Here is a 24,378-nt window from a genome sequence, read left to right as displayed (position 1 = left end):
ATGAAACCGGACAGATCACGTGCTACAAGTCCGGACAGTTTATGTGCTCCCTACACTACGGCCGAGAAATTATTGCTGCCGCCCGCATCGCCTGCGCAGAAATCAATCAAACCGGTGGCGTCCTTGGCCGGCCGCTGAAGCTGGTCATCGAGGACGATGGCAGCCTGCCGGACACCGCACTGAAAGCGGCCGCGAGGCTCGTCGACGAACATCGTTGCGTCGCATTCATCGGTAACCTGCTGTCAAACTCCCGCATTGCCGTTGCAACCCAGATCGCCGAGCCCAGGCAGATTCCACTGCTGAATTTCTCGTTTTACGAAGGAAGCATCAGTAGCCCGTATTTTTTCAATTTTGCCGCGCTGCCGAATCAGCAGATCGACAAGATGATCCCCTTCATGGCGCGATGCTTCGGTCTGAAGATGTTTTTTGCCGGCAATAACTACGAATGGCCGAGAGGATCTGTCGACGCCGCAAAGCGGTCGCTTCAGGCGCTGGATGGCGACGTTGTCGGGGAGCGCTACCTTCCCCTGGGCGCGAGTATCGAGGAAATCGATCACTTGCTGGCCGAAGTTGCCCGCTCTGGCGCGGATGTGTTTGTGCCCTATTTTGCCGGTCAGGATCAGCTGACCCTGCTCACGCGATTTGCGGCTGCCGGACTGAAACGGCGCATGGCGGTGGTGATGGGCCACTTCGACGAGATGCTCGCAAGCCAGCTTGCACCCGAAGTGCGCGAGGGGCTCTACTCCAGCAATACGTACTTCATGTCACTGGAGACCACATCCAACCGAAACTACCTCCAGCAACTCGCAGCACAGCCGGGCATTACCGGCATCTGGCCGGATGGCAATGGCGTACTGACCAATCTCGGTGAAGGCGCATACCTGTGCGTGCACGCGTTCGCCCGCGCCGCTGTGGCCGCCGGCAGCGTATCAGCCGATGCACTGGTCGGTGCGCTTGAGCACGTCTCTGTCAGCGGCCCGCAAGGCGTTGTGGAAATGGACGCTGCCACGCATCACGCGAAGGTCAACAGTGTTCTGGCCTGCTGCAGTGCCGACGGCAGCTTCAGGATCATCCAGAATTTCGGCCAGATCCCGCCGCAGATACCCGATCGATACCGGACCCCAGCTCAGCCCGTCGTGCTCAGGGAGTCCCCACCATCCCCCACTCTGGCAGGCAACCTCGCCGAGAAGATGGTTCGAGCACGGGGACGCGTCGATGCCGCCCAACATATCCTCTCAATCGCCGACATGGCGATCGTCGCGACCGACAACGACGGCGTCATCAGCGAGTCGAATCGCAGCGCGCAAGCCCTCTTCGGATATCTCGAGGATGAGCTGGTCGGCATGTCGGTCCACCAGTTGCTGCCGCCCCACCTCCGGCAGCGTCATGCGGAGTTCCTGAGGGCCTTTGTAGATAGCGCCGAGAACGAGCGCAGGATGAGCGGACGCAATGAAGTCATTGGCTACCGCAAGGACGGCAGCTTTTTCCCGCTCGAAGCTTCGATTGCAAAGTTTCACGATGGCAACGTCGGGCTACTGGTCGTCACCATGCGCGACATCACCGAGCGCAAGCGGGCGGAGGAGGAACTGACCCGCCGCGCCACCCATGATGTCCTGACCGGACTGCCGAACCGGGCCTTGATCCACGAGCGCCTGTGCAACGCCCTGCAACGCTCACGACACAGCGGTGAGAGCATCGCGCTGTTGTTCCTGGACCTCGACGGATTCAAGTTGATCAACGACGCCCACGGCCATGAAGCGGGCGATGAACTGTTGAAGGCGATCGCCAGCCGGCTGCTTGAGCAGGTGCGCCCCGGCGATACCGTTGCCCGCCTTGCAGGTGACGAGTTCGTCATCCTCTGCGAGAAGGTCGAGCAGCCCATCAACATGTCCGTGCTTGCCGCTCGATTGAACGACATCGTGCGTCAGCCCGTACCTTTTCGGGGCTCGGATCTTTTCGTGTCGGGGAGCATCGGCGTTGCCATCGGCAACGGTATTAACCATTCTGCGGACGACTTGCTGCGTTACGCCGACACCGCGATGTATACGGTCAAGGAGCGCGGCCGCGATGGCTGGCAGTTTTTCAGCGAAACGCTGCAGGAGCAGGCTCGACAGCGCCTCACCATCATCAACGGTCTGCGCACCGCCATCGAAAGACAGGAGCTCTCCGCCCTGTTTCAGCCCATCGTCAACGCCGAGACAGGGCGCATTGCGGGCGCCGAGTTGCTGCTGCGCTGGAACCCGGACAGCGGTGCAATCTCGCCTGCGGCCTTCATCCCCATTGCGGAGATGACTGGCGCCATCGTACCGATCGGCTTGTGGGTCTTCCGGGAAGCGTGTCGCGCCGAAGCAGAATGGCGGCACCGCTGGGGTGAGGCGGCCCCGTACGTCTCCGTCAATATCTCGGCTCGCCAGTTGAACGAGCCCACCTTGGTGGATGAATTTTCTGCGATCTTGCTTGAAACCGGCGCCGACCCGAAACGCCTGCTGCTCGAGATCACCGAAACATCGCTGATGGCCGACGTCGAGGCGAACCTGCGCATCCTCCGTCGTCTTGCGGATATTGGTCTGCGCGTGGCGGTCGATGACTTCGGAACCGGTTACTCGTCGCTTGCACAGCTCACCCGCTTGCCGGTCAATGTCCTGAAGATCGACAGAGCTTTCTTCGACGGCATCGAGAAGAACGAGGAGAGCCGGACCATCATCCGCGCAGTCATCGGAATCGGGCGTTCCCTGGGCCTGAAACTGGTCGCAGAAGGCGTGGAAAACGCCGGCCAGAGGCGGGAGCTATGCACCTACGGCTGCGAAATGATCCAGGGTTACTTCTTCCACCGCCCCCTGGCTGAGAAGACCTTTGTCGAAACGTTCGAACACGAGATCCTCCAGCCTGGCGGCGCTGCCGAAACGGGGCTCTATTTCCTGATCTACGTGAGCCGTAGCACCCAGCCCATGTCCGAGGATGACGTTTCTGCGCTGATGCTCCAGTTCCAGCAGAGGAATCGGCGGGATGGCATCTCCGGCTCCCTCTTATACAAGAATGGGGAGTTCATTCAACTCCTTGAAGGCACAAAGGAAACCGTACTGGCGCTGAGCGAACGCATCCGCAGCGATGTTCGGCATCGTGATTTTCGGATCGTGGCGGAAGGCCCCATGCATCGACGTACCTTCACGGACTGGGGCATGGTGTTGCTAACGCTCGACCATGACCGAATCAACGCTGATCTCACTGCCCGGCAGAAACGCAATTTGAGCTTCTTCGACCTTGCCGACGATCCGCCGTTTTGCTATGCCTTCATCGCTGCACATGCAGCCAAGGATCGATGAAACATGGCTGCGGACCACTTCAGGTGGACGTCAAGTCTGGTTCAGCACTGTTTCCAGCCGCCGAACCAACCCGGCGAGCGTCTCGACGGTGTCGTCGGGCTCCTGAAACAGTCTCAGGATTCCGCGCGTTTGCACGAGCAACATTCTTCAAGCTCCTGGCTCAAACCCAGCGGCGCAAATGACAGGATGACCTACTCGCTGATCGTCCGCTTGACGTGATTGCCCTTGTCCTGCGCATCTGCACACTGCAACTCCGATTGGGACTGACCTCCCCGCTCTGCACCGCCCAGCGCTGCCCCTGGACAGAACCACGTTATTTGAATACCCTACCCCCCTATACTATCTATCGCGTTCTTACATGAGCCACACCATCCGTGACAAGACCAAACTGCTGGCCCGTGTCCGACGGATACGCGGCCAGGTCGAAGCACTCGAGCGCGCGCTCGAGGCCGAGAGGGAGTGCGCCGAGATCCTGCACCAGATCGCCGCCGTGCGCGGCGCCACCAATGGCCTGATGGCGGAGGTACTCGAGGAGCACGTTCGCACCCACATCGCAGACCCGGCAATCACCGACGCCGCCGAGCGCACCAAGGGCGCCGACGAGCTGATCGGCGTCCTGCGCACCTATCTCAAGTGACCCCCCATGCATACCGACAACCTCTCGGCCTGGACGCACGAACACGTCTTCGATACCGGAAACGCGCTTGCCGAACGCAGCACCTGGGTGGTGATGTGGATCACCGCAGCGGCGATGGTCATCGAGATCACCGCCGGCTGGTGGTTCAACTCGATGGCGCTGCTGGCGGACGGCTGGCACATGAGTTCGCACGCCTTCGCAATTGGGTTATCCGCGCTGGCCTATGCGGCTGCGCGACGCTACGCGAAGGATCCCCGCTTCGCATTCGGGACCTGGAAGATCGAGATCCTGGGCGGCTTTGCCAGTGCCATCTTCCTGCTCGGCGTGGCCGCGATGATGGTCATCGGTTCGATCGAACGCATCGTGTCGCCGCAACCCATCCAGTACAAGGAGGCGGTCACGGTCGCCATCCTGGGCCTGGCGGTCAACCTCGTCTGCGCGCTGATCCTGGGCAAGGCGCATCATCACGGGCATGATCACCACCACGGGCACGGCCACCCGCACGGGCACGATCATCCTCATCACGGCAGCGAACGCCACAATCACGACCTCAACCTGAAGTCCGCCTACCTTCACGTCATCGCCGATGCGGCCACCTCCGTGCTGGCTATCGTGGCACTCGTCGGGGGGTGGATCTACGGATGGTCCTGGCTGGATCCGGTGATGGGCATCGTCGGTGCAGTGCTGGTCGCCATCTGGGCCAAGGGCCTGCTCGTGGAGACCGGCAGGGTATTACTCGACCGCGAGATGGATCACCCGGTCGTCGCCGAGATACGCGAAGTGGTCGAATCCGGCCCGGAGGCGAGCGATACGCGAATCACCGACCTTCATGTCTGGCGCGTTGGCAAGGAGGCATACTCATGCGCGATCGCGGTGGTCACAAAGGATGCCGGACTCACCCCCGAGGCGATACGCGAGCGGCTGGCAGTGCATGAGGAGATCGTCCACTCCACGATCGAGATTCATCACCGCGACGGCCTGCAGGGAAACCTTGCCGGAGCGGGTGGATGAGGCGCTCTCCCCTACTCCATCACCACGGTCACAGAAGCGCTCGGCTGCCATCTGATCAGGACGACTGCGCTTCGGCACCACCCTGCGCGCGCCGGCTCGGGGCGGGCCCGCTCATCTCCGCTCTGCTGCTTGCTTTCGGACTGCACGGATGCGCGGTTGTTACCGTTGCCGGGGCCGCCGTTTCGGTAGCTGCGACCGCGGTCAGCGTTACGGCAAGTGCAGTGGAGACCACAGTCGACATCGCAGTTGCGGGCGTCGATGCAGTGGTCGGCGACGATGACGGCCAGGGCGACACCCGCCAAGAGGATTGAATCCTCCCCTCCGTGCTGCCAGGCATACTGCATGAATCGCCGGCAATACGTGTGAAGGACGTCGCTCGGCCTCCGTCGTGGGCGCGTACGATACGACCCAGCGGCGCCCAGGAAGCCGCAGCCAGGAAGCGCTTGCGTCAGGGCGCCATAGCTGGCATAGTGGCGACCGCTGTTGGTTCTGGTGTAACAAGATGGTGATACACGGAATCGATTTATATCAGTAAACGATTGTTTTTTATGCGAAAGTTTATTGACTCATCCATTCCAACCGTCTTCGCCACGAAACACTTGAAGTCGTGGCGTTTGTCGTTATAATGCCGCTCCTTCGCAGTGACGCAGTACAAAGCGCCCGTAGCTCATCTGGATAGAGTACCTGGCTACGAACCAGGGGGTAGGAGGTTCGAATCCTTCCGGGCGCGCCACAACGCACTGTGAAAAAGCCTTTCCGATTTCAGGCTTAAAACGATTTCGGCTACGCGCCCGTAGCTCATCTGGATAGAGTACCTGGCTACGAACCAGGGGGTAGGAGGTTCGAATCCTTCCGGGCGCGCCAGACACCAGAAGGGCCCGGTCCATGGACCGGGCCCTTCGTCCATCTGACGCAAGCCGCGCCCTTTTCTGCCCGCCTTCATCCGCATCGGGCTCTGCACGCCCGACCTGGCCGTGTCCCTGCGCGCTGCGGCAACGGAATCCGCCCCCCTGCGCAATCCCTGCCGCTCAAGAACCGGACCGTTCACGCCGTCGCGCCACCTCGATCCTGCCCCGGAAACGAAGCTGTTCGCGCTGGGCGCATCAAAGGCCTAAAATAAGCGCCCTCTAATAAAAAACGACAGACCCAAGGCCCCCACCATGCGTCGCGCCCTCCCCCTGCTCATCCTCCTCCTGGCGATTGCGGGTTTCGCCTTTCTGCGCGCAACCAAGCCCGCGGCCCCCACGGTCGAGGCACGCGAACGGGTGTGGCGTGTCGAGGCGCACGCGCTCACGCCGACTGACCTTGCGCCGACCTTGGTTCTGTACGGTCGCATCGAAGCACCTGATCGCGTGCGCGCTGCATCGCCGGTCGGCGGGCGGCTGCTGGAGGTGCGGGTGCGCGACGGCGACCGGGTCGAGGCAGGGACGGTGCTCGCCCGCATGGATCCAAGCGACCTCGAACCTCGCGTTGCACAAGCCGCTGCGGAGGTCGAACGCGAGCGCATCCGGCACCAGCACGATCAACGGGCGATCCAGCAGGAGCGAACCCTGCTCAGCCTTTCGCAGGCGAAGGTAGAGCGTTTCGAACGCCTGAAGAATGCCCGCCTGGGGGCGGAGAGCGCGCTTGATCAAGCCTGGGAAGAGCTCGCCCGCGTGCGTCTTTCCCTTACCCAGCGCGAGCAGGCCATTGCTGAACACCCTGCCCGGCTTGCCCAACTGGAGGCGAAGCTGCTGGAGATGCAGCGCGATGCCGCACGCGGGGCGATCACTGCCCCCTTTCCTGCGCGGATCGGGCGGGTGGAGGTGGCGGCCGGTGATCAGGTGCAGACAGGGCAGACCATACTCAGCCTCTATCCATCGGACGCCCTTTACCTGCGCGCCCGGGTGCCAGCAATCTACGCCGAGGAGTTACGTGCGGCATTGGCGGGCGGCAAGGCGCTGCAAGCACACGCGGCGTTCGGTACCACCCCCCTCCTCGCAAGACTGGAGCGCATCAGCGGCGAAGCCGATGCGCGCGGAGTGGAAGTCCTGCTCAGGCTGGAGGACGCCAGCCGCGTCCCGATCGGGGCCTTCGTGAACGCCGTACTCGAGCGCCCCGTCGCCACGCAGGTGCTTGCGGTACCGCCTTCAGCCCTGCACGGAGGCGATCGCCTCTATCTGATCGACGGCGGCAGACTGCGTGCCTTGCCCGTGATCCGCGCCGGTGAGCGACGAGAGGGCGACGTGCTCACCCTGCTCGTTCGCCCGCGCGACGAGGGAGTGCTTCTGGCCAACGGCCAGCGCATTCTCGGCACCCACCTCCCGCATGCGATCGACGGCCTGGCAGTCGAGGTGGTCGGCGACGGGGCGACACAATGAAGCATGTGAGCCTGCTCGAACGCCTGGCGGGACACAAGGTTGCCGCCAACGTGCTGATGCTGCTTGCCTTCGTGCTCGGCGTTCTCGGCGTCACGCGCATGAACGTGCAGTTCTTCCCCACCTTCGAACTGGACGTGATCTCCGTGCGGGTGGTGTGGAGCGGTGCCGCGGCGGAAGACGTGGAGGCCGGGATCACGGCACCGCTCGAAGAGCGGCTCAAGACCGTGGACGGCCTGAAACGCATGAGCTCCACGTCGGCGCAGGGGGTATCGAGCATCACCCTGGAACTGGAGGAGGACACCGAAGCGCTGACCGCGCTCGACCAGGTCCGTCAGCGCGTCGATGAGTTCCGCAACCTCCCTCGCGACGCGGAAACCCCCGAAGTCAGCCGGGTCTCCCGCTATGAGCCGATTGCACGGCTGCTCGTGCGCGGCAGCAGTGTGGAGGAGCTCAGGCCGTGGGTGCGGCGCTTCGAGAGCGAGTTGCTTGCGGCGGGCATCGATCGCGTGACGATCACGGGCCTGCCTGAGGAGCGCATCGCCATCGAGATTCCGTCCGCGGCGCTGGAAACGCTCGGCCTGTCGCTCGTCCAGGTGGGCGACCGGATCAACCAGCTTGCACGCGATGTCCCCGCAGGCATTGCAGGGCAGGCCGACGGCGCGCGCGAAATTCGCGGCCTGGAACAACGGCGCACCGCCGAGGCCTTCGGCTCTCTGCCCGTCACCAGCGATGAGCACGGGCTCGTCCGCCTCGGTGAAATCGCCCGCATCCAGCGCGAGCCGCGCAGCAACGAACTCGCCCTGTTCGAGCGCGGCGACACCGTGGTCGAACTTCAGTTGCAACGCAGCGAGACGGGCCATTCCCTGAAGGCCGCCCGGGTACTCGACACCTGGCTCGAAACGACCCGCCCCGCCCTTCCACCTTCGATCCGGCTGGAGGTATTCGACGCGCAATGGCAGCTGATCCGTGACCGTATCGAACTGCTCGTCGCCAACGGCGTCTCCGGACTGCTGCTGGTGGTCGCCGTACTGTACTTCTTCCTGCCTGCGAGAGTCGCGTTCTGGGTCATGGTTGGGGTGCCCACCGCCTTCCTGGCCACGCTGGCGATGATGTTCATGCTGGGCGGCACGATCAACATGATGAGCCTGTTCGCGCTGATCATGGCGCTGGGCATCATCGTCGACGATGCCATCGTGGTCAGCGAGGATGCGGACACCCACCGCCACATGGGCGAAGGCCCCGCCCAGGCCGCACTCGGAGGAGCCCGTCGCATGCTCTGGCCGGTGGTCGCAGCCTCGCTCACCACAGTCGCGGCCTTCCTGCCGCTGATGATGGTCGGCGGGATCATCGGCAACATCCTTGGCGACATCCCGTTCGTGATGGTCGCAGTGATCACCGCCTCCCTGCTCGAGAGCTTCCTGATCCTGCCCTCGCACCTGCGCGTAGCGCTTGCCGGCGACGCGGCACTCAAGCATTCCGCGCTACGCAATCGGCTCGATGCGGGGTTCGCACATTTTCGCGACGGCCCCTTCAGACGCCTGGTCGAGCGCGCGCTGCATTGGCGGAGTGCGACGGTGGCGATCAGCTTGGCGGCAATGGTGCTCGCGGTGGGGCTCATCGTCGGGGGGCGCATCGGCTTCGTGTTCTTTCCCACGCCAGAGGGTCAGGTCGTCTTCGCCAACGCGACGTTCGTCGCGGGCACGCCGCGCGCGCACACCGAAGCCTTCCTCGCCCAACTTGAGCAGGCTCTGTATGCAGCCGAGGCGGAACTTGGCGGAGGGCTCATCCAAACCGCGGTGGCGCGACTGGGGGGCACCATCAGCAGCGGCTCCGGCAGCAGTGCGCGTGGCGATCAGCTCGCCGGCATCATGGTCGAGCTGACCCCGCCGGACGCGCGCGAGGTGCGCAACGAGCACTTCCTGGCAAAGTGGCGCGAGAAGCTGCCGCCGGTGGCGGGGCTCGAACTGCTGACCTTCACTGCGCGGCAGTCAGGCCCGCCGGGGCGCGACATCAACATCCGGCTCACCGGTGACAATGCCGACGCCCTGAAGGCGGCGGCACTGGAGCTTGCGGAAACCCTGGGCAGCATCCCCGGCGTGAGCGAGACGGAGGACGACATGCCCTATGGCCGCGAACAGCTCATCTACCGGCTGACACCAGCCGGCGAGGCACTCGGCCTGACCACCGAGAGCCTGGGCCAGCAGTTGCGCGCGGCATTCGACGGTGCGCTCGCACAACTGGTGCAGGTCGGGCGCGACGAACTCGAGGTACGCGTGATGCTGCCGCGTTCCGAGCGCTATCGCCTGGACGTCTTCGAGCGCATCACCGTCCGCCTCCCGGATGGGCGATTCGTTCCCTTGGCAACGGTCGCGAGCTGGGAGGCTCGGCGGGGTTTCGAAGCCTTGCGCCATGCAGAAGGGCGGCTCGCGGTGGAAGTTTCAGCTGCCGTCGATCCGAGCGTAAGCAACGCGAACACCGTGCAAGCCGAACTCGAACGCAACACACTGCCTGCGCTTGCCGAACGCTACGATTTCGATTTCAGCTTCGAGGGGCGCTCCGCCGACCAGCGCGAGACCATGGCCGACATGCGCGACGGACTGGTTCTGGGCCTCGGCCTGATCTACCTGGTCCTGGTGTGGTCCTTCTCGTCCTGGACCTGGCCCCTGGTGGTGATGTCGGCGATTCCGCTCGGGCTGGCCGGCGCCATTTTCGGCCATTGGGTGCTGGGCATCGACCTGACGATCCTGTCCATGTTCGGACTGTTCGGCCTCGCCGGCATCGTGGTGAACAACTCGATCATCCTCGTGTCGCTGTTCAAGGAGTTGCAACACAAGGGCGCAAGCCTGCACGATGCGCTCGTGGGTGCATCCTGCGGCCGGCTAAGGGCAGTGCTGCTGACCTCGCTGACCACGATCGGAGGCCTCACGCCGCTGCTGTTCGAACGGTCCCTGCAAGCGCAATTCCTCATCCCGATGGCGACCTCGATCGCATTCGGCCTGGGTTTCTCGGCCCTGCTGGTGCTTTTCTTCGTGCCCGCATTGCTGTCGCTGCTCGAGAGTGCGCGCGCCTGGATGGCGATGCGCAGGTCAGTCGCCACCGCGAGCACCTCCGGCCCTGCATGAGCGCGGGCTCTACAACAAAGGGGGCCTGCGCCCCCTTTGCCAAATGCGCATGAACGCCGCCGAAGGTCAGAGTGGCGCTTCGAGCCGCTCCACTCCACCCATGTACGGCACAAGCGCCTTCGGGATCACGATCGATCCGTCCGCCTGCTGATGGTTCTCCAGCACCGCGACCAGGGTGCGCCCGACAGCAAGGCCGGAACCGTTGAGCGTGTGCACCAGTTCGTTCTTGCCCTGCGCATTCTTGAAGCGGGCCTGCATGCGACGGGCCTGGAAGGATTCGCAGTTCGAGCAACTGGAGATCTCGCGGTAGGTATCCTGCGCCGGTAGCCAGACCTCGAGGTCGTAGGTCCGCGCCGCGCCGAAGCCCATGTCTCCGGTGCACAGGGTGATCACGCGGTACGGCAGCTCGAGCTTCTGCAGGATCGCCTCCGCGTGCCCAACCATCTGCTCGAGCGCCTCATTGCTCTTCGACGGCTCCACGATCTGCACCATCTCGACCTTGTCGAACTGATGCTGGCGGATCATGCCGCGTACATCCCGTCCGCCGCTGCCCGCCTCGGAGCGGAAGCAGGGACTGTGCGCAGTCAGGCGGATCGGCAACTGGTCCAACGCAAGCACGTCGTCGCGTACGCTGTTGGTGAGCGTGATCTCCGCGGTCGGAATCAGGTACTGCTCGAGCCCCTCCTCGTCGCCGCCACGCAGCACCCAGAACAGATCTTCCTTGAACTTGGGCAGTTGTCCGGTACCGAACAGCGCCGAACCATTGACGATGTAGGGCGTGTAGCACTCGGTGTACCCGTGCTCCCGGGTGTGCGTATCGAGCATGAACTGCGCGAGGGCGCGATGCAGACGCGCCACCGGGCCGCGCAGGAAGGCAAAACGCGAGCCCGAAAGCTTGGCGCCGGTTTCGAAATCCAGTCCAAGGGGCGCGCCAAGATCCACGTGATCGCGCACTTCGAAGTCAAAGGTGGGCGGCGTGCCCCAACGGCGCACTTCCACGTTGCCGTGCTCGTCCTCCCCAATCGGGACATCTTCCTGCGGCAGGTTCGGCAGCGTGGCCAGGAAGGCATTGATGCGCTCGAGCAAGGGCGGAAGCGCCTGCTCGCAAGCCTTGAGCTCGTCCCCCAGTTGAGCCACCTCGGTCATCACTGCCGACGCATCCTCACCCTTGCCCTTCAGCATGCCGATCTGCTTGGACAGCGCATTACGGCGAGCCTGGAGTTCCTGCGTGCGGGTCTGTAGCTGCTTGCGCTCATCCTCAAGCGCCTGGAAAGCGGCGGTATCCAGCGTCATGCCACGGGTGGCGAGACGGGCGGCGACGGTGTCGAGCTGGGTACGGAGTAACTGGATGTCTAGCATGAATCGGATCCTGAACGTTGCGAAACGAATACTCTCGATGCTGCAGAAGCGGAGGCGGCGCGTGCTCTGCAAATATCTGTTTTCAAATGACTCTATGCGCCTGAAGGGGTCGTCTGACCCGGGCCTGGATAAAACTGGGCAATCGGAACCGGAGCACTGCAGGGCAAGATGTATCGAACTTGCAGCCGCCGGAACGTCAACTATCCTTGAAGGAGATATGAAGCCGCAACAGACGGCACATCATTGGAGGAGTTCGGCATGCTATCGATTCGCGACTGTCTCGACTACTGCGACCTGACCGAGGAAGAGATCGCTCTCATCGCAGAACATGAGGACATTCCTGATGCAGCCGCCGCGCAGGTGTGCTGCGGCATGGTGCAAACGCCGGAGGGCGTCATGGTGCTGACCAATTTCATGCTCGACCTGATCGAGCGTGCCAACGCGTGCGGCGATAACGGCAAGGCCGAGCGCGCTGCCAAGGTCTGCGCCCGCTTCATGCAGGATCACCCACTCCCCCATTAGGGCTCCTCGTCCGGCTCGTTTCCACGAGGCGGCCCTTTCGGCGAGGCCTGACCGACACCTTGGCCGGGCCTCGTTCCTGTTGCCTTTGCGGATGCGGCCACATCGCGTTCGCGGAGACGGGCGAGCTTTTCGGCGATCTTGAGCTCCATGCCGCGTGGCACGGGCGCGTACCAGCCGGGTGGCGTCATGCCTTCCGGGAGGTAATTCTCGCCCGCGGCGTAGGCGTCGGGTTCGTCGTGCGCGTAGCGATAGGCCTTGCCGTACTCGAGCGCCTTCATCAGCTTGGTGGGAGCGTTGCGAAGATGAAGCGGCACCGGGCGTGAGCCATCACGTGCGACGAAAGCGCGGGCGGCATTGTAGGCCTTGTAGGCCGCGTTCGATTTTGCGGCGCAGGCGAGGAACAGGGTCGCCTCCGCCAGCGCGAGTTCGCCCTCGGGCGACCCCAGCCGTTCGTACGTAGTGCAAGCGTTGAGCGCAATCTCGAGGGCACGAGGATCGGCAAGGCCGATGTCCTCGATTGCCATGCGAACGATGCGCCGCCCCAGATACAGCGGATCTGCCCCACCGTCCAGCATGCGGCAAAGCCAGTACAAGGCCGCATCGGGGCTCGAGCCACGCACCGACTTGTGCAGTGCCGAGATCTGGTCGTAGAAGGCCTCGCCGCCTTTGTCGAAGCGGCGCAAATCTCGCGACAGCGCAGCGTCGACAAAAGCAGCAGTGATCGTATCGGCTCCCGCGGTCTGGGCGGCCACCTGGAGTTGTTCAACAAGGTTCATGAGCCGGCGGGCATCGCCATCGGCAAAGCCGACAATGCGCTCGCGCGCGTCGTCCTCGAACACGAGGTCCGGGCAGGCCATCGCGTGCGCACGTTCAAACAGCAGCCTCATCGCAGCCGCATCGAGCGACTCCAGCACGTACACCGCCGCCCGTGACAGCAGGGCCGAGTTCACCTCGAAGGACGGGTTCTCGGTGGTGGCACCGATGAACGTCACCAGCCCCTGCTCGACATAGGGCAGAAAGGCGTCCTGCTGGGCCTTGTTGAAGCGGTGCACCTCGTCGACGAAAAGGATCGTATGCCGCCCTCTCGATTTCGCCGCCTGAGCCTGCTGGATGGCCTCGCGGATTTCCTTGACGCCGGAAAACACCGCCGAGAGTGCCACGAACTCCGCATCGAAGCCGTCCGCCATCAGCCGCGCGAGCGTGGTCTTGCCCACGCCCGGCGGACCCCACAGGATCATCGAGTGCGGTCTGCGGGCTTCGAAGGCCAGGCGCAGCGGTTTGCCGGGGCCGAGCAGATGCGCCTGCCCCGCGACTTGGTCCAGCGTTTGCGGGCGCATGCGCTCCGCCAGCGGGACGCGCGGCGGCTCGAGCGCGTCGAAAAGGTCGCTCATGCGCGCCGGTTCAGCGCGTGACGCCCGGCGCTTCGCCGATCAGATCGGCGCCGGGCGGCGGCGAGAAACGGAAGCGGTCTTCATCGAACACCGGGTTGGCGCGCAGGCGAAGGAACCGGATCACGGTCGTCTGCCCGAAGTGGTCACGCATCTCCATGCATCGCAATTCGCCATTCGCCATACCGATGCGCAGGGCCTCGAAGCCGCTCTCCTGGTTCTTCGGACGCGCATCGACCCAGGCCAGACCATCGAGCTCTCCGCCCTCCGCGAGCTCGAAGCCATCTTCGAGCGCCGTGCTGCCGAACAGGATTGCGGCCGGTGTCGCGCCCAGTGCGTCGCCGATCTCTCGCACCGTGACCTGGTTGAGGTCCGGGTCCCAGGACCAGAGCGAGCGCCCGTCACCCACGAGCACCTGCCGGTAGGGTGCGGCGTACTCCCAGTGGAAGCGCCCGGGGCGCGAATACGCGAAGCTGCCACTCGCTTCCTGCGGGCGCCGTCCCGACTGGCTGGTCACCACCTGCTCGAACTCGCCCTCGGCACTCTGAACGGCGGAGACGAAGCGTTGCAGTTGTGCGATGCCATCGGCGGCAAACGCCGGAAAGGCAACGCCTGCCATGGAGACAAGCAGCGCAGCACTCGCGAGCGCGCCGGAGAAGCGGTAGCCGGTCTTCATTCACTGTCCTTTGCGGGAACGATCACTTCACGGTTGCCATTGCTGCCCATCGGCGACACCAGCCCGGCCCGCTCCATCTGCTCGATCAGGCGTGCGGCGCGGTTGTAGCCGATGCGCAGGTGTCGCTGCACGAGCGAGATGGACGGGCGCCGCGTCTTCACCACGACTTCGACTGCCTGATCGTAAAGGGGGTCGGCTTCGCCATCGGCATCGCCCTCGCCCCCACCGGCCATGCCGTCGAGCTCGTCCTCGGACGCCGACAGGATGCCTTCGACGTAATCGGGCGGACCGGCCTTCTTCAGGTGATCGACCACCTTGTGCACCTCGTCGTCCGCGACGAATGCACCGTGCACCCGCACAGGCAGCCCCGTCCCGGGCGCAAGGTAAAGCATGTCGCCCATGCCGAGCAGGGTCTCCGCACCCATCTGGTCGAGAATGGTGCGCGAGTCGATCTTGCTCGACACCTGGAAAGCGATTCGCGTTGGCACGTTGGCCTTGATCAGGCCCGTAATCACGTCCACCGAGGGGCGCTGGGTGGCAAGGATGAGGTGGATGCCGGCGGCGCGCGCCTTTTGCGCGAGGCGAGCGATGAGTTCTTCCACCTTCTTGCCGACCACCATCATCATGTCGGCCAACTCGTCGACCACGACCACGATATAGGGCAGTTGCTCGAGCGGCTCAGGGTTCTCCGGGCTGATCGAGAACGGGTTGGTGAGGGGCTTCTCGGCCTTGCGTGCTTCCTGCACCGCCTTGTTGAAACCGGCCAGGTTGCGCACGCCCACCGCAGCCATCAGCTTGTAGCGCTTGTCCATCTCGGCCACGCACCAGTTGAGCGCATTGGCCGCGTGTTTCATGTCGGTGACGACGGGGGCGAGCAGATGCGGGATGCCCTCGTAGATCGAGAGTTCGAGCATCTTCGGGTCGACCATGATCAGCCGCACGCGCTCGGGCTCGCTCTTGTAGATCAGCGACAGGATCATCGCGTTGATGCCCACCGACTTGCCCGAGCCGGTGGTGCCGGCCACAAGCAGGTGCGGCATCTTGGCGAGGTCTGCCACCACCGGCTGACCGCCGATGTCCTTGCCGAGCACTACGGTGAGCGGCGAATGTGCATCCTGATAAACCTTGGAACCGACGATTTCCGACAGGCGAACCATCTGTCGCTTCGGGTTCGGCAACTCCAACGCCATGCACGACTTGCCGGGCACGGTCTCGACCACGCGGATCGACACCAGGGACAGCGCCCGGGCGAGATCCTTGGCGAGGTTCACCACCTGGCTGCCCTTCACTCCGGTGGCTGGCTCGATCTCGTAGCGGGTGATCACCGGGCCGGGATAGGCGGCAAGCACCTTGACCTCCACGCCGAAGTCGGCGAGCTTGGTCTCGATCAGGCGGGAAGTGAACTCGAGCGATTCGGCCGAAGGCGGCTCGACACCGCCGCTTGCCGGGTCAAGCAGCCCCACGGGTGGAATCATGCCCTCCGGGGCGTCCTCGAACAGGGTCTGTTGACGCTCCTTCTCGACGCGATCCGATCGCACCACCGCCACGACCGCAGGCTCGATGCGCAAGGGCGCCGGCGCCTCCTTCTCCACCTTGCGACGACGGGTCTGCACCACGGCTTCGCGCTTCTGCGCAACTTCGCGCCCCATGCGCCGGTCCTGCCAGCTCAGCCATGCCTGCCGGGTACCGACCACCAGTTGTTCGAGCCCGAGCCCCGTGCGCTCCGCCACCGCAATCCAGGAGACTCCGGTGAATACCGAAAGCCCCGTGGCAAGGAGGGTCAGGAGAAGCAGTGTCCCCCCGGTGAAGCCGAAGTAGCGCTGCGTGGCGCGCCCGATCTCCATGCCGAGCAGTCCACCGGGCTCGAGCGGAACGGCCGCTCCGTGGGAATGGAAACGAAGGAACTCCAGCGCGCTGCTTGCAAGCAGCACAACGAGGAACCCGACCATGACGAAGGCGAACGAACGGCGGTCGAGCTCAAGTTGGTTCTTGATGCGGCGAAAGCCCCAAAGCAGGCTGTAGCCAAGGAAGACGACCCACCACCAGGACGAGACCCCGAACAGATACAGCAGCAGGTCGGCGAGCCAGGCTCCGAAGCGCCCGCCGGGGTTGGACACCCCTGCCACATCCGAGGCATGCGACCAACCTGGGTCAGCCTGGTTGTAACCGATCAGGATCAGTCCGACGTAGAGCGACATCACCCCGAGGATGAGCCAGCGTGCCTCCTGTAACAGCAAGGAGATCTTTTCCGGCAACGGCTGCGAACGGGAAGACGAGCGGGACAACATCGAATCGGGGCACCGGGATGGCTTGGAGAGACCCCGGGATTATACGGGATCGACCGTCTCATCCAGGCCCGATGTTGCGGCTGCTCACAAAGGCGTCATAGTGCAGACGAGAACCCCTGCCCCGCCCTGACACGCCCGTCGCAGTTCAGAGATCGTTGATACGGTCGCGCAGCACGATGCCATCGGGCCGTTCCTCGATCAGTCCTTGCTGACCAAGATCCTTCATCACCCGGCTGACCATTTCACGCGAGGCGCCGATCATCTTGGCAATGTCCTGCTTCGAGACCTTGCGCACCACCACCGTCTCGCCGCCGACGATTTCGGCCATCTCGATGAGCAGCCGCGCGACCCGCCCATAGACGTCCATCAGGGCAAGGCTTTCGATCTTGCGGTCGGCGTTGCGCAGCCGCTCGGCCAGGTTGCACATGATTCGCCACGACACATCGAAGCTGTCGTGCAGGATGCGGCGGAAATCCTGCTTCGAGATCAGCACCAGATCCGCAGGAACGACCGCGATCACCGACGCCGAACGCGGGCGCTCGTCGAACATGCCCATTTCGCCGAAGAGCTCACCCTGCCCCAGGATCGAGAGGATGACTTCACGACCATCCTCGTCGCTGACAACGACCTTGAGGCTGCCGGTCAGCACCAGATAAACGTAGTCGGACCGGTCACCAGCACAGACGACCGATTGCCCGCGCGGGAAACGTCGCATCATCGCCACACGGGCGATGGTGCCCAGCGCGTCGTCGGACAGTCCCTGGAACAAGGGGATGGTCTTGAGTGCGACCACGGAAACGGCGGTAGCTTGCGTCATGCGTACTCCGGTTTGCGGTGTATGTCCCGTCCCCGACAACGGGCATCCGATTGTAATCGAATGCAAGCCGTCGCGAGGAGCAGGTGTGATATTCGTCACACGCACGCCTCCGTGCAAGCTTTCATTCTCGGCGACCCAATCCGCCGAACCTTGCGGATCAAGCCCTTCCGCACCTCGGGAGGGTCCCGACGCTCGGCTATAATCACGCACTTCACCCCAACCCGCAGGAAAGCCCCCATGACGAACAAGCACGCCCGCCTGCTCATCCTCGGCTCTGGCCCGGCCGGCTACAGCGCCGCAGTGTATGCAGCGCGCGCAAATCTGAATCCGGTGCTCATTACCGGCCTCGCCCAGGGCGGGCAACTGATGACGACCACCGAGGTCGACAACTGGCCCGCTGACGCCGACGGCGTGATGGGGCCCGACCTGATGGCGCGGTTTCAGAAGCACGCCGAGCGCTTCAACACCGAGATGATCTTCGACCATATTCACACGGTGAAGCTGGGCGAGCGCCCGTTCCGCCTCATCGGTGACAACGGCGAATACACCTGCGATGCCCTGATCATCGCAACCGGGGCGACCGCCAAGTACCTTGGCCTGCCCTCCGAAGAGAAGTTCTCCGGGCGGGGTGTGTCGGCCTGCGCGACATGCGACGGGTTCTTCTACCGCAACCAGGAAGTGGCAGTGATCGGCGGCGGCAATACCGCGGTCGAGGAAGCGCTCTACCTCGCCAACATCGCGAAGAAGGTCACGCTCGTGCATCGACGCGAGAAGTTCCGCGCCGAGAAGATCATGATCGACAAGCTCATGGAGAAGGTCGCGGCCGGCAAGATCGAACTCGCGCTCAACACCACGCTCGACGAGGTGCTGGGCGACAACAGCGGCGTGACCGGCATGCGCATCAAGGAGGTCAACTCCGGCGCCACCCGTGACGTCGCCCTGCAGGGCGTGTTCATCGCGATCGGCCACAAGCCCAACACCGATATCTTCGAGGGGCAGCTGGAGATGGAGGGCGGCTACATCGTCACCCAGGGCGGGCGCAACGGCAATGCCACGCAGACCAGCATTCCCGGTGTCTTTGCCGCCGGTGATGTGCAGGATCACATCTATCGCCAGGCCGTGACTTCGGCCGGGACCGGCTGCATGGCAGCGCTCGACGCCGAGCGTTACCTCGACGCCCTGGGCGGCTGAGGCACCCGGGTGAGCCGCAAGGGCGCAGCAGCATCCGGTAAGTCGCGCAAGGGGCGTGGAGGGGAAGTCCCCGCCGCGAGCACAAAGGCGCTCAATGCGCCCTTTGCCGACCTGCGCAAGCAGTTGCGCGCCCAGCCGCATACTCAGCCGCGTACTCAGCCGTCCTCCGAGGAACGACCCGCGACGGCGCAGACGACGCCGGGCAAGCCCTCCGCACCGGCCGACGCGCCCCCTGACCGCGAGGGCCCGGCTGCGGTATGCGACGCTGCGGAGCTGGAAGCCTTTCGCAAGGCAGTTGGACCGGTCCGTCCAGTACGGACTGGCGGGCGGGTCGAGGTTCAGGGTGCCCGCCCCGCGCCAGTTCCTCGCCCACGCGTCGTCGAAGAGGATGCACCAACGGACCGCCCCGCAGGCGCGCGCAGGCAGGACCCGCTGCAGCTCGCCTATGAAGGCGTGATGCCCCTGCGCGACAGCGGCCGCGTGGTGCTCGACACGCCACGGCGCCACCATGAGCGGGACCGTCCGCACGCGGGCCCGGCCTTGCGACCCGACGCGCTGGTGCTGCCTGCCGATGCCGACCTGCATGACCCGGCTGCGCTCTTTCGCACCGTGATCGGCGAGGCGAAACCTCTGGATCAAGCCAACCGTGTCGAACTGGCCAAACCCGCGCCCTTACCGGCCCCGCTCAAGCGCGAGGAAGACGAGCGTGCCGCACTGAGCGAAACGCTCGCTGCGCCCCTGACCTTCGAAGACCGCCTCGACATGGGCGAAGAGGCCGCTTTCCTGCGCACGGGCCTGCCACGCCGGGTGCTCACAGACCTGCGCCGCGGCCGTTGGGTGCTGCAGGGGCAGATCGACCTGCATGGCCTCACCCGCGATGAGGCTCGGTCGGCGCTCGCACATTTTCTGCACGACATGCTGAGCCAGGGAAAACGCTGCATCCGCGTGATCCACGGAAAAGGACACGGCTCCCCGGGGAAGGTCTCAATCCTGAAGCAACTCTCGCGTGGGTGGCTCGCGCAGCGCGAGGAGATCCTCGCCTTCTGCCAAGCCGGCCCGCACGACGGAGGCGGTGGAGCGCTGTTGGTGCTCCTCAGGGCGCAAAACGCCGCGCCGCGCTGAGCAGGGACCGGCACTCGCCGCTCCACACCTACCCCGCCCGGGCGCCGGCAACACCAGATCAGCGTGCCGGCGGAGCGCTAAGACCCGTAAGACCTAGATGGCCGCCTCGTTGGTTTCACCCGTACGGATGCGGATCACCTGCTCCACGGGCGTGACGAAGATCTTTCCGTCACCAATCTTGCCCGTGTGCGCAGCCTTGACGATCGCCTCCACCGCCTGGTCGACCATGTCATCGGCGAGCACCACCTCGACCTTGATCTTGGGAAGGAAGTCGACCACGTATTCGGCGCCGCGGTACAACTCGGTATGGCCCTTCTGCCGACCAAAACCCTTCACCTCGGTGACAGTGAGGCCGGTGATGCCCACCTCTGAAAGTCCCTCACGCACCTCGTCCAGCTTGAACGGCTTGATGATCGCCTCGATCTTCTTCATCCACTCCTCCTCGTCTCAGTATTCGTCCTGGTAGCGCGATGTTATCGGATAACGCCAATCCCTGCCGAAGCCCCGCTGAGTGACCCGGATCCCCACGGGCGCCTGCCGGCGCTTGTACTCGTTGCGCTTGAGCAGGGTGACGGTGCGCCGCACATCGGCCTCGGGGTAGCCTGCTGCGATGATTTCGCGCGGCGACTGGTCGCGCTCCATGTAGGCCTGGATGATCGCATCCAGGATTTCGTAGGGCGGCAGGCTGTCCTGATCCTTCTGGTCAGGCTTGAGTTCAGCCGACGGCGGACGGTCGATGATGTTCTGCGGAATCACAGGACTCACCGTGTTGCGCCAGTTCGACAGCCTGAACACGAAGGTCTTGTAGAGATCCTTCAGCACCGCGAACCCGCCCGCCATGTCCCCGTAGAGCGTGGCATAGCCGGTCGCCATCTCGCTCTTGTTGCCCGTGGTGAGGACGATCGCGCCCGTCTTGTTCGACAGCGCCATCACGATCATGCCGCGGATGCGCGCCTGGAGGTTCTCTTCAGTGGCATCTGCGGGCAGTCCGGCAAACTGGGATGCGAGCAGTCCGTCGAATGCCTTCATCGCAGGCTCGATCGGAATCTCGTCGTAACGCACGCCCAGCCGCCGAACCATCTCACGCGAATCATCCAAGCTCATCTGCGAGGTGTAAGGAGAGGGCAGCATCACCGCCCGGACCTTGTCCGCACCGAGCGCATCGACCGCGATGGCCAGGGTAAGGGCGGAGTCGATTCCGCCAGAGAGCCCGATGATGGCCCCAGGGAAGCGGTTCTTGCCCAGGTAGTCGCGCACCCCGATCTTGAGCGCCTCGTAGACTTCCTCTTCGCAGCCACATTCGGGGACGCTGCGCCCGCCCTGCCAACCTCCCCCGTCGAAGCGCACTACGTCGACCTGCTCCTCGAACGGCTCCGATTGATGCACCAACTCACCGTCTGCCGCGAGAACGAAGGACGCCCCGTCGAAGACCAGTTCGTCCTGGCCACCCACCATGTTGCAGTACACCACCGGCAATCCCGCCTCGCGCACGCGTTCGCGCAGGATCTGCCTTCTGAGCGCCTGTTTGCCCATGTGATAGGGCGACGCGTTCAGGGCGAGCAATACCTGCGCCCCGGCCGCGCGCGCCGCGGTGGCGGGGCCGCTCTCCCACACGTCGGCGCAGATGTTCAGTCCGAAGCAAATGCCCTGCCACTCGAACACACAGGTCTCGTCACCCGCCTGGAAGTAACGCTCCTCGTCGAACACCTCGTAGTTTGGCAGCAGGCGCTTGTGGTAACGCGCGAGCACCCGCCCCTCGAACAGCACGGATGCAGCATTGAAACGTTGCAGCCCTTCCTCAACCGGGTGGCCTAGCACCACTACGATGCCGACTGCAGCGTCAGCGATGCGCTGCATTTCGCGCGCGCACGCACGGTAGAAATCGGGCCGAAGCAGCAGATCCTCTGGCGGATAACCCGAGAGCGCGAGTTCCGGGGTCAGCAACAGGCTCGCTCCGGCCGCGCGCGCACGCCCGACCGCCGCGATGATCCTGTCCGCGTTGCCGCCGAGATCACCGACGGTCAGGTTGAGCTGCGCGATCGCGATCCCGATGGAAGACTGGATGGATGTATTCATGATTTCGAACGGTGGGACATGCATCGAACGGCTGGCGCCATCCGACCGGGTCGTGTGGAGTGAGCGGAGATGCAGACTGCGCTGGGAAACCGAGGCCGGAGCAGACTATGCGGGAAGATACGCGCGAATCAGCGGCTGGGCACGGAAAAAGGCGGTGATCGTTTTCGCATCCGTGATCTCGCCGGCATCGATCTGGCGCTCGACCTCGTCGATGGACAGTTCGAGCACTTCGAGGAACTCGCCCTCATCGAGCGCGCTTGCGCCGGGTGTCAGGCCATGTGCGAAAAAGATCTCGATGCGCTCGTCGGAATAGCCAATGCAGGGATGCATCACCCCAAGGTGAATCCAGGTCGAGGCTTCGTAGCCGGTTTCCTCCCGCAGTTCACGGCACGCGCACGCGAGCGGCGGCTCCGCCGCATCCAGCTTGCCCGCGGGAAGCTCGACAAAGGCACGTCGCAGCGGGTAACGGAACTGTCTCTCGAAGAGCAGCCGCCCACTGTCAAGCATACCGACAATCACCACAGCACCCGGGTGACGAATGTACTCGCGTATCGCGTCGCTCCCGTCGGGCAGACGCACACGATCGCGTCGTACGTGAAGCAGACGTCCGTCGAACACCGGCTCCGAACCGAGTGTGTGCTCGGCCAGCGGGTCGTCTGCCTGCCTCGCGTTCATTCGGATGCGCGTCCAGCCCGGGGAGGATGCCAGAGGTGGCGATACGTGAAGCCTGGAAAGGCAAAGACGAGGAACATGCAGAAGGTGGTCACGTAGAAGGCCCAACCCTGTTCATACAGGCTTCCGTTCGCACGAATCTCGAGCAGCGCCGCGGTCACCCCGAGGGCGGCATACAGCACGACGAGCTCGAGCAGGCTCCACCCGAGCGCCTTGCGCTTAACCGCAGCGGGCTTGCGTACGAAGAAGATGCGCTCGAAGACAAAAGGCAGATTGGCCATCGTGAACGCGATGGCCAACAGAAGAAAAAGACTCGACCCGGAGTGGCTCACGTCACGTTCAGAGCGATGCGAGCAGCGCGTAGGCGCATACCGACATCAGCATCTGCGGCATCAGGCCAAGCCCTGCGATTGCGAGGCCGTTGGCCGACAGCATGACACGAACTTCGGCCGGCGCACGGATCGGCGACGCGTCGACGGGCTGATCGAAGTACATCAGCTTGACCACGCGCAGGTAATAGAATGCCCCGATCACCGACATCACCACCGCCAGCACCGCCAGCCAGAAGTACCCTGCAGCGACAACGGCCTGCAGCACCGACAGCTTCGCGAAGAACCCGATGAAGAAGGGCACGCCCGCCATCGAGAACATGACGAACAACATCATCAGCGCGTACCACGGGCTGCGCTTGTTCAGGCCCTTGAAGTCTTCGATGTTTTCGGCCTCGAAGCCCGCGCGGGACAGCAGGATGACCATGCCGAAAGAGGCCAGGCTCATGATCACATACGCCACCGCGTAGAACATCGCCGAGCTGTAGGCGTTGAGCGCGAACTGGCGATCGCCTTCCACTACGCCGGCGAGCAGCCCCAGCAGCACGAAGCCCATGTGCGAGATACCCGAATACGCCAGCATGCGCTTGATGTTCTGCTGCGCGATCGCGGCCAGGTTGCCGAGCACGATGGAGGCGCCAGCGACCAGCATGAGCATCATCTGCCATTCCTGGGCGAGGTCGAACAGCGCCCAGATCAGCAGGCGCACCGCCATCGCAAACGCAGCAAGCTTCGGCGCCGTTGCAATGACCAGCGTGACCGCGGTCGGTGCGCCCTGATAGACGTCCGGAACCCACATGTGGAAGGGCACGACACCAAGCTTGAAGCTGATGCCCGCAACCAGGAACACCAGGCCGAACATCAGCACCGTGGTATTGGCGGTCTGGTTGTGCAGGGACTGCGCAATGGCCGAGAACTCGAGCGTACCGGTGGCACCGTACACCATCGACATCCCGTACAGGAGCAGGCCGGAGGCGAGCGCACCGAGCACGAAGTACTTCATCGCCGCTTCAGTCGAGCGCGGGGAATCGCGGTCGAAGGCGACCATCGTGTACAGCGCGAGCGACATCATCTCGAGGCCGATGTACATCGGCAGCATGTGGTTGGCGGTAACCATCACCATCATGCCCAGGGTCATCAGCAGCGCGAGGATGTAGTACTCAGGCTTGTCGAGCTTGCGGTCGGCCATGTAGCCGCGCCCGTACAGCAGCGCCACGGCCGTGGAGCCGTAGATCATCAGCTTCAGGAAGTCGCCCATCAGGTCGCTGATGAAGAGATTGCTGAAGGTGTAGACCACTTCGCCATCCATCGTAAAGATGGTGATGAAGGCCGCCACGATCAGCGTCGCCTGCGTCAACAGGTAGGACAGGTTGCGTGCAATGCTGCGCGCGAAGGTGCTCGCCAGCATGATCACCAGCGTCATCACGGCAACGAAGATCTCGGCCGCTGCGGGGTAGAAGTCGGGAACGACGAAATTCATCTTCT

Annotated in this window: 18 protein-coding genes and 2 tRNA genes; 10 read left to right on the top strand and 10 right to left on the bottom strand. The window is 64.0% G+C overall.

Annotated elements, in window-relative coordinates; translation table 11 throughout:
- Nucleotides 1-41 precede the first annotated feature (41 nt).
- The 7 genes from ACUH78_RS02070 to ACUH78_RS02040 all read left to right on the top strand — a co-directional run bounded on the left by ACUH78_RS02070 (nucleotide 42) and on the right by ACUH78_RS02040 (nucleotide 10,453).
- A complete protein-coding gene (locus ACUH78_RS02070; protein WP_445332410.1) occupies nucleotides 42-3,323 on the top strand; it encodes an EAL domain-containing protein in 3,282 nt (1,093 codons plus the stop codon).
- A 358-nt stretch (nucleotides 3,324-3,681) separates the two neighbouring features.
- Nucleotides 3,682-3,960 carry a metal/formaldehyde-sensitive transcriptional repressor gene (locus ACUH78_RS02065; RefSeq protein ID WP_418362798.1) on the top strand — a complete coding sequence of 93 codons (279 nt, stop codon included), beginning with the start codon at nucleotides 3,682-3,684 and terminating at the stop codon, nucleotides 3,958-3,960.
- A 6-nt stretch (nucleotides 3,961-3,966) separates the two neighbouring features.
- Nucleotides 3,967-4,971, top strand: a complete 1,005-nt coding sequence (dmeF, locus tag ACUH78_RS02060) for a CDF family Co(II)/Ni(II) efflux transporter DmeF (RefSeq protein ID WP_435750625.1) — start codon at nucleotides 3,967-3,969, stop codon at nucleotides 4,969-4,971.
- 656 nt (nucleotides 4,972-5,627) lie between these two features.
- Nucleotides 5,628-5,704, top strand: a tRNA-Arg gene (locus ACUH78_RS02055).
- A gap of 54 nt (nucleotides 5,705-5,758) precedes the next feature.
- Nucleotides 5,759-5,835 (top strand) — tRNA-Arg (locus ACUH78_RS02050).
- Nucleotides 5,836-6,131: 296 nt separating this feature from the next.
- Nucleotides 6,132-7,331, top strand: a complete 1,200-nt coding sequence (locus ACUH78_RS02045; protein ID WP_435750623.1) for an efflux RND transporter periplasmic adaptor subunit — start codon at nucleotides 6,132-6,134, stop codon at nucleotides 7,329-7,331.
- Nucleotides 7,328-10,453 carry an efflux RND transporter permease subunit gene (locus tag ACUH78_RS02040; protein ID WP_445332411.1) on the top strand — a complete coding sequence of 1,042 codons (3,126 nt, stop codon included), beginning with the start codon at nucleotides 7,328-7,330 and terminating at the stop codon, nucleotides 10,451-10,453. Before ACUH78_RS02045 ends, ACUH78_RS02040 begins: the two co-directional genes overlap by 4 nt.
- A gap of 66 nt (nucleotides 10,454-10,519) precedes the next feature.
- Here the strand turns inward: ACUH78_RS02040 and serS are convergent, their stop codons facing one another.
- Nucleotides 10,520-11,812, bottom strand: a complete 1,293-nt coding sequence (serS, locus tag ACUH78_RS02035) for a serine--tRNA ligase (protein WP_418362802.1) — start codon at nucleotides 11,810-11,812, stop codon at nucleotides 10,520-10,522.
- Nucleotides 11,813-12,070: 258 nt separating this feature from the next.
- On the opposite strand from serS, the gene ACUH78_RS02030 reads away from it, so the two are divergent.
- Nucleotides 12,071-12,334, top strand: coding sequence for a hypothetical protein (locus ACUH78_RS02030; protein WP_418362803.1), 264 nt, complete (start codon nucleotides 12,071-12,073; stop codon nucleotides 12,332-12,334).
- Here the strand turns inward: ACUH78_RS02030 and ACUH78_RS02025 are convergent.
- The 4 genes from ACUH78_RS02025 to ACUH78_RS02010 form a co-directional block, all read right to left on the bottom strand.
- On the bottom strand, nucleotides 12,331-13,725 hold the full coding sequence (locus tag ACUH78_RS02025; protein WP_418362804.1) for a replication-associated recombination protein A: 1,395 nt from the start codon (nucleotides 13,723-13,725) through the stop codon (nucleotides 12,331-12,333). The two genes, ACUH78_RS02030 and ACUH78_RS02025, sit on opposite strands and share 4 nt — an antisense overlap.
- A gap of 10 nt (nucleotides 13,726-13,735) precedes the next feature.
- Nucleotides 13,736-14,398 carry an outer membrane lipoprotein periplasmic chaperone LolA gene (gene lolA / locus ACUH78_RS02020; RefSeq protein ID WP_445332412.1) on the bottom strand — a complete coding sequence of 221 codons (663 nt, stop codon included), beginning with the start codon at nucleotides 14,396-14,398 and terminating at the stop codon, nucleotides 13,736-13,738.
- On the bottom strand, nucleotides 14,395-16,686 hold the full coding sequence (locus ACUH78_RS02015) for a DNA translocase FtsK (RefSeq protein ID WP_418362806.1): 2,292 nt from the start codon (nucleotides 16,684-16,686) through the stop codon (nucleotides 14,395-14,397). The genes lolA and ACUH78_RS02015 overlap by 4 nt, the downstream gene beginning before the upstream one ends.
- Nucleotides 16,687-16,831: 145 nt before the next feature.
- Nucleotides 16,832-17,503 carry a Crp/Fnr family transcriptional regulator gene (locus ACUH78_RS02010; RefSeq protein ID WP_445332413.1) on the bottom strand — a complete coding sequence of 224 codons (672 nt, stop codon included), beginning with the start codon at nucleotides 17,501-17,503 and terminating at the stop codon, nucleotides 16,832-16,834.
- A 237-nt stretch (nucleotides 17,504-17,740) separates the two neighbouring features.
- Here ACUH78_RS02010 and trxB point away from each other — a divergent pair, with 237 nt between their 5' ends.
- Together trxB and ACUH78_RS02000 are read left to right on the top strand one after the other, a co-directional pair.
- Entirely contained in the window at nucleotides 17,741-18,694 is a 954-nt protein-coding gene (gene trxB / locus ACUH78_RS02005; RefSeq protein ID WP_418362808.1) for a thioredoxin-disulfide reductase, read from the top strand.
- Nucleotides 18,695-18,703: 9 nt separating this feature from the next.
- Nucleotides 18,704-19,816 carry a Smr/MutS family protein gene (locus ACUH78_RS02000; RefSeq protein ID WP_418362809.1) on the top strand — a complete coding sequence of 371 codons (1,113 nt, stop codon included), beginning with the start codon at nucleotides 18,704-18,706 and terminating at the stop codon, nucleotides 19,814-19,816.
- A 93-nt stretch (nucleotides 19,817-19,909) separates the two neighbouring features.
- On the opposite strand, the gene ACUH78_RS01995 is transcribed toward ACUH78_RS02000, so the two are convergent.
- From ACUH78_RS01995 to nuoN, 5 genes are all read right to left on the bottom strand, one after another.
- Nucleotides 19,910-20,248, bottom strand: coding sequence for a P-II family nitrogen regulator (locus tag ACUH78_RS01995; protein WP_418362810.1), 339 nt, complete (start codon nucleotides 20,246-20,248; stop codon nucleotides 19,910-19,912).
- 15 nt (nucleotides 20,249-20,263) lie between these two features.
- Nucleotides 20,264-21,892 (bottom strand): NAD+ synthase, encoded by a 1,629-nt coding sequence (locus tag ACUH78_RS01990; RefSeq protein WP_445332414.1) that lies wholly within the window; start codon nucleotides 21,890-21,892, stop codon nucleotides 20,264-20,266.
- Between the two features lie 105 nt (nucleotides 21,893-21,997).
- Complete coding sequence (locus tag ACUH78_RS01985; protein WP_418362812.1) at nucleotides 21,998-22,567, bottom strand: NUDIX domain-containing protein; 570 nt, start codon at nucleotides 22,565-22,567, stop codon at nucleotides 21,998-22,000.
- On the bottom strand, nucleotides 22,564-22,896 hold the full coding sequence (locus ACUH78_RS01980; protein ID WP_445332415.1) for a DUF2818 family protein: 333 nt from the start codon (nucleotides 22,894-22,896) through the stop codon (nucleotides 22,564-22,566). Before ACUH78_RS01980 ends, ACUH78_RS01985 begins: the two co-directional genes overlap by 4 nt.
- A 7-nt stretch (nucleotides 22,897-22,903) precedes the next feature.
- Nucleotides 22,904-24,373, bottom strand: a complete 1,470-nt coding sequence (nuoN, locus tag ACUH78_RS01975; RefSeq protein WP_418362814.1) for an NADH-quinone oxidoreductase subunit NuoN — start codon at nucleotides 24,371-24,373, stop codon at nucleotides 22,904-22,906.
- Nucleotides 24,374-24,378 lie beyond the last annotated feature (5 nt).

Source organism: Thauera sp. ZXT1-4, from assembly GCF_052598215.2.
This window is presented reverse-complemented; position numbering and strand designations above follow the sequence as displayed.

Bases quoted from the DNA above. Each gene is read 5' to 3' on its own strand.
- ACUH78_RS02045 (WP_435750623.1), top strand. From the start codon at position 6,132: ATGCGTCGCGCCCTCCCCCTGCTCATCCTCCTCCTGGCGATTGCGGGT.
- nuoN (WP_418362814.1), bottom strand. From the start codon at position 24,373: ATGAATTTCGTCGTTCCCGACTTCTACCCCGCAGCGGCCGAGATCTTC.
- lolA (WP_445332412.1), bottom strand. From the start codon at position 14,398: ATGAAGACCGGCTACCGCTTCTCCGGCGCGCTCGCGAGTGCTGCGCTG.
- ACUH78_RS02030 (WP_418362803.1), top strand. From the start codon at position 12,071: ATGCTATCGATTCGCGACTGTCTCGACTACTGCGACCTGACCGAGGAA.
- ACUH78_RS02015 (WP_418362806.1), bottom strand. From the start codon at position 16,686: ATGTTGTCCCGCTCGTCTTCCCGTTCGCAGCCGTTGCCGGAAAAGATC.
- ACUH78_RS01995 (WP_418362810.1), bottom strand. From the start codon at position 20,248: ATGAAGAAGATCGAGGCGATCATCAAGCCGTTCAAGCTGGACGAGGTG.
- trxB (WP_418362808.1), top strand. From the start codon at position 17,741: ATGACGAACAAGCACGCCCGCCTGCTCATCCTCGGCTCTGGCCCGGCC.
- serS (WP_418362802.1), bottom strand. From the start codon at position 11,812: ATGCTAGACATCCAGTTACTCCGTACCCAGCTCGACACCGTCGCCGCC.
- ACUH78_RS02065 (WP_418362798.1), top strand. From the start codon at position 3,682: ATGAGCCACACCATCCGTGACAAGACCAAACTGCTGGCCCGTGTCCGA.
- ACUH78_RS02010 (WP_445332413.1), bottom strand. From the start codon at position 17,503: ATGACGCAAGCTACCGCCGTTTCCGTGGTCGCACTCAAGACCATCCCC.
- ACUH78_RS02040 (WP_445332411.1), top strand. From the start codon at position 7,328: ATGAAGCATGTGAGCCTGCTCGAACGCCTGGCGGGACACAAGGTTGCC.
- ACUH78_RS01990 (WP_445332414.1), bottom strand. From the start codon at position 21,892: ATGAATACATCCATCCAGTCTTCCATCGGGATCGCGATCGCGCAGCTC.
- ACUH78_RS02025 (WP_418362804.1), bottom strand. From the start codon at position 13,725: ATGAGCGACCTTTTCGACGCGCTCGAGCCGCCGCGCGTCCCGCTGGCG.
- dmeF (WP_435750625.1), top strand. From the start codon at position 3,967: ATGCATACCGACAACCTCTCGGCCTGGACGCACGAACACGTCTTCGAT.
- ACUH78_RS02070 (WP_445332410.1), top strand. From the start codon at position 42: ATGTGCTCCCTACACTACGGCCGAGAAATTATTGCTGCCGCCCGCATC.
- ACUH78_RS01985 (WP_418362812.1), bottom strand. From the start codon at position 22,567: ATGAACGCGAGGCAGGCAGACGACCCGCTGGCCGAGCACACACTCGGT.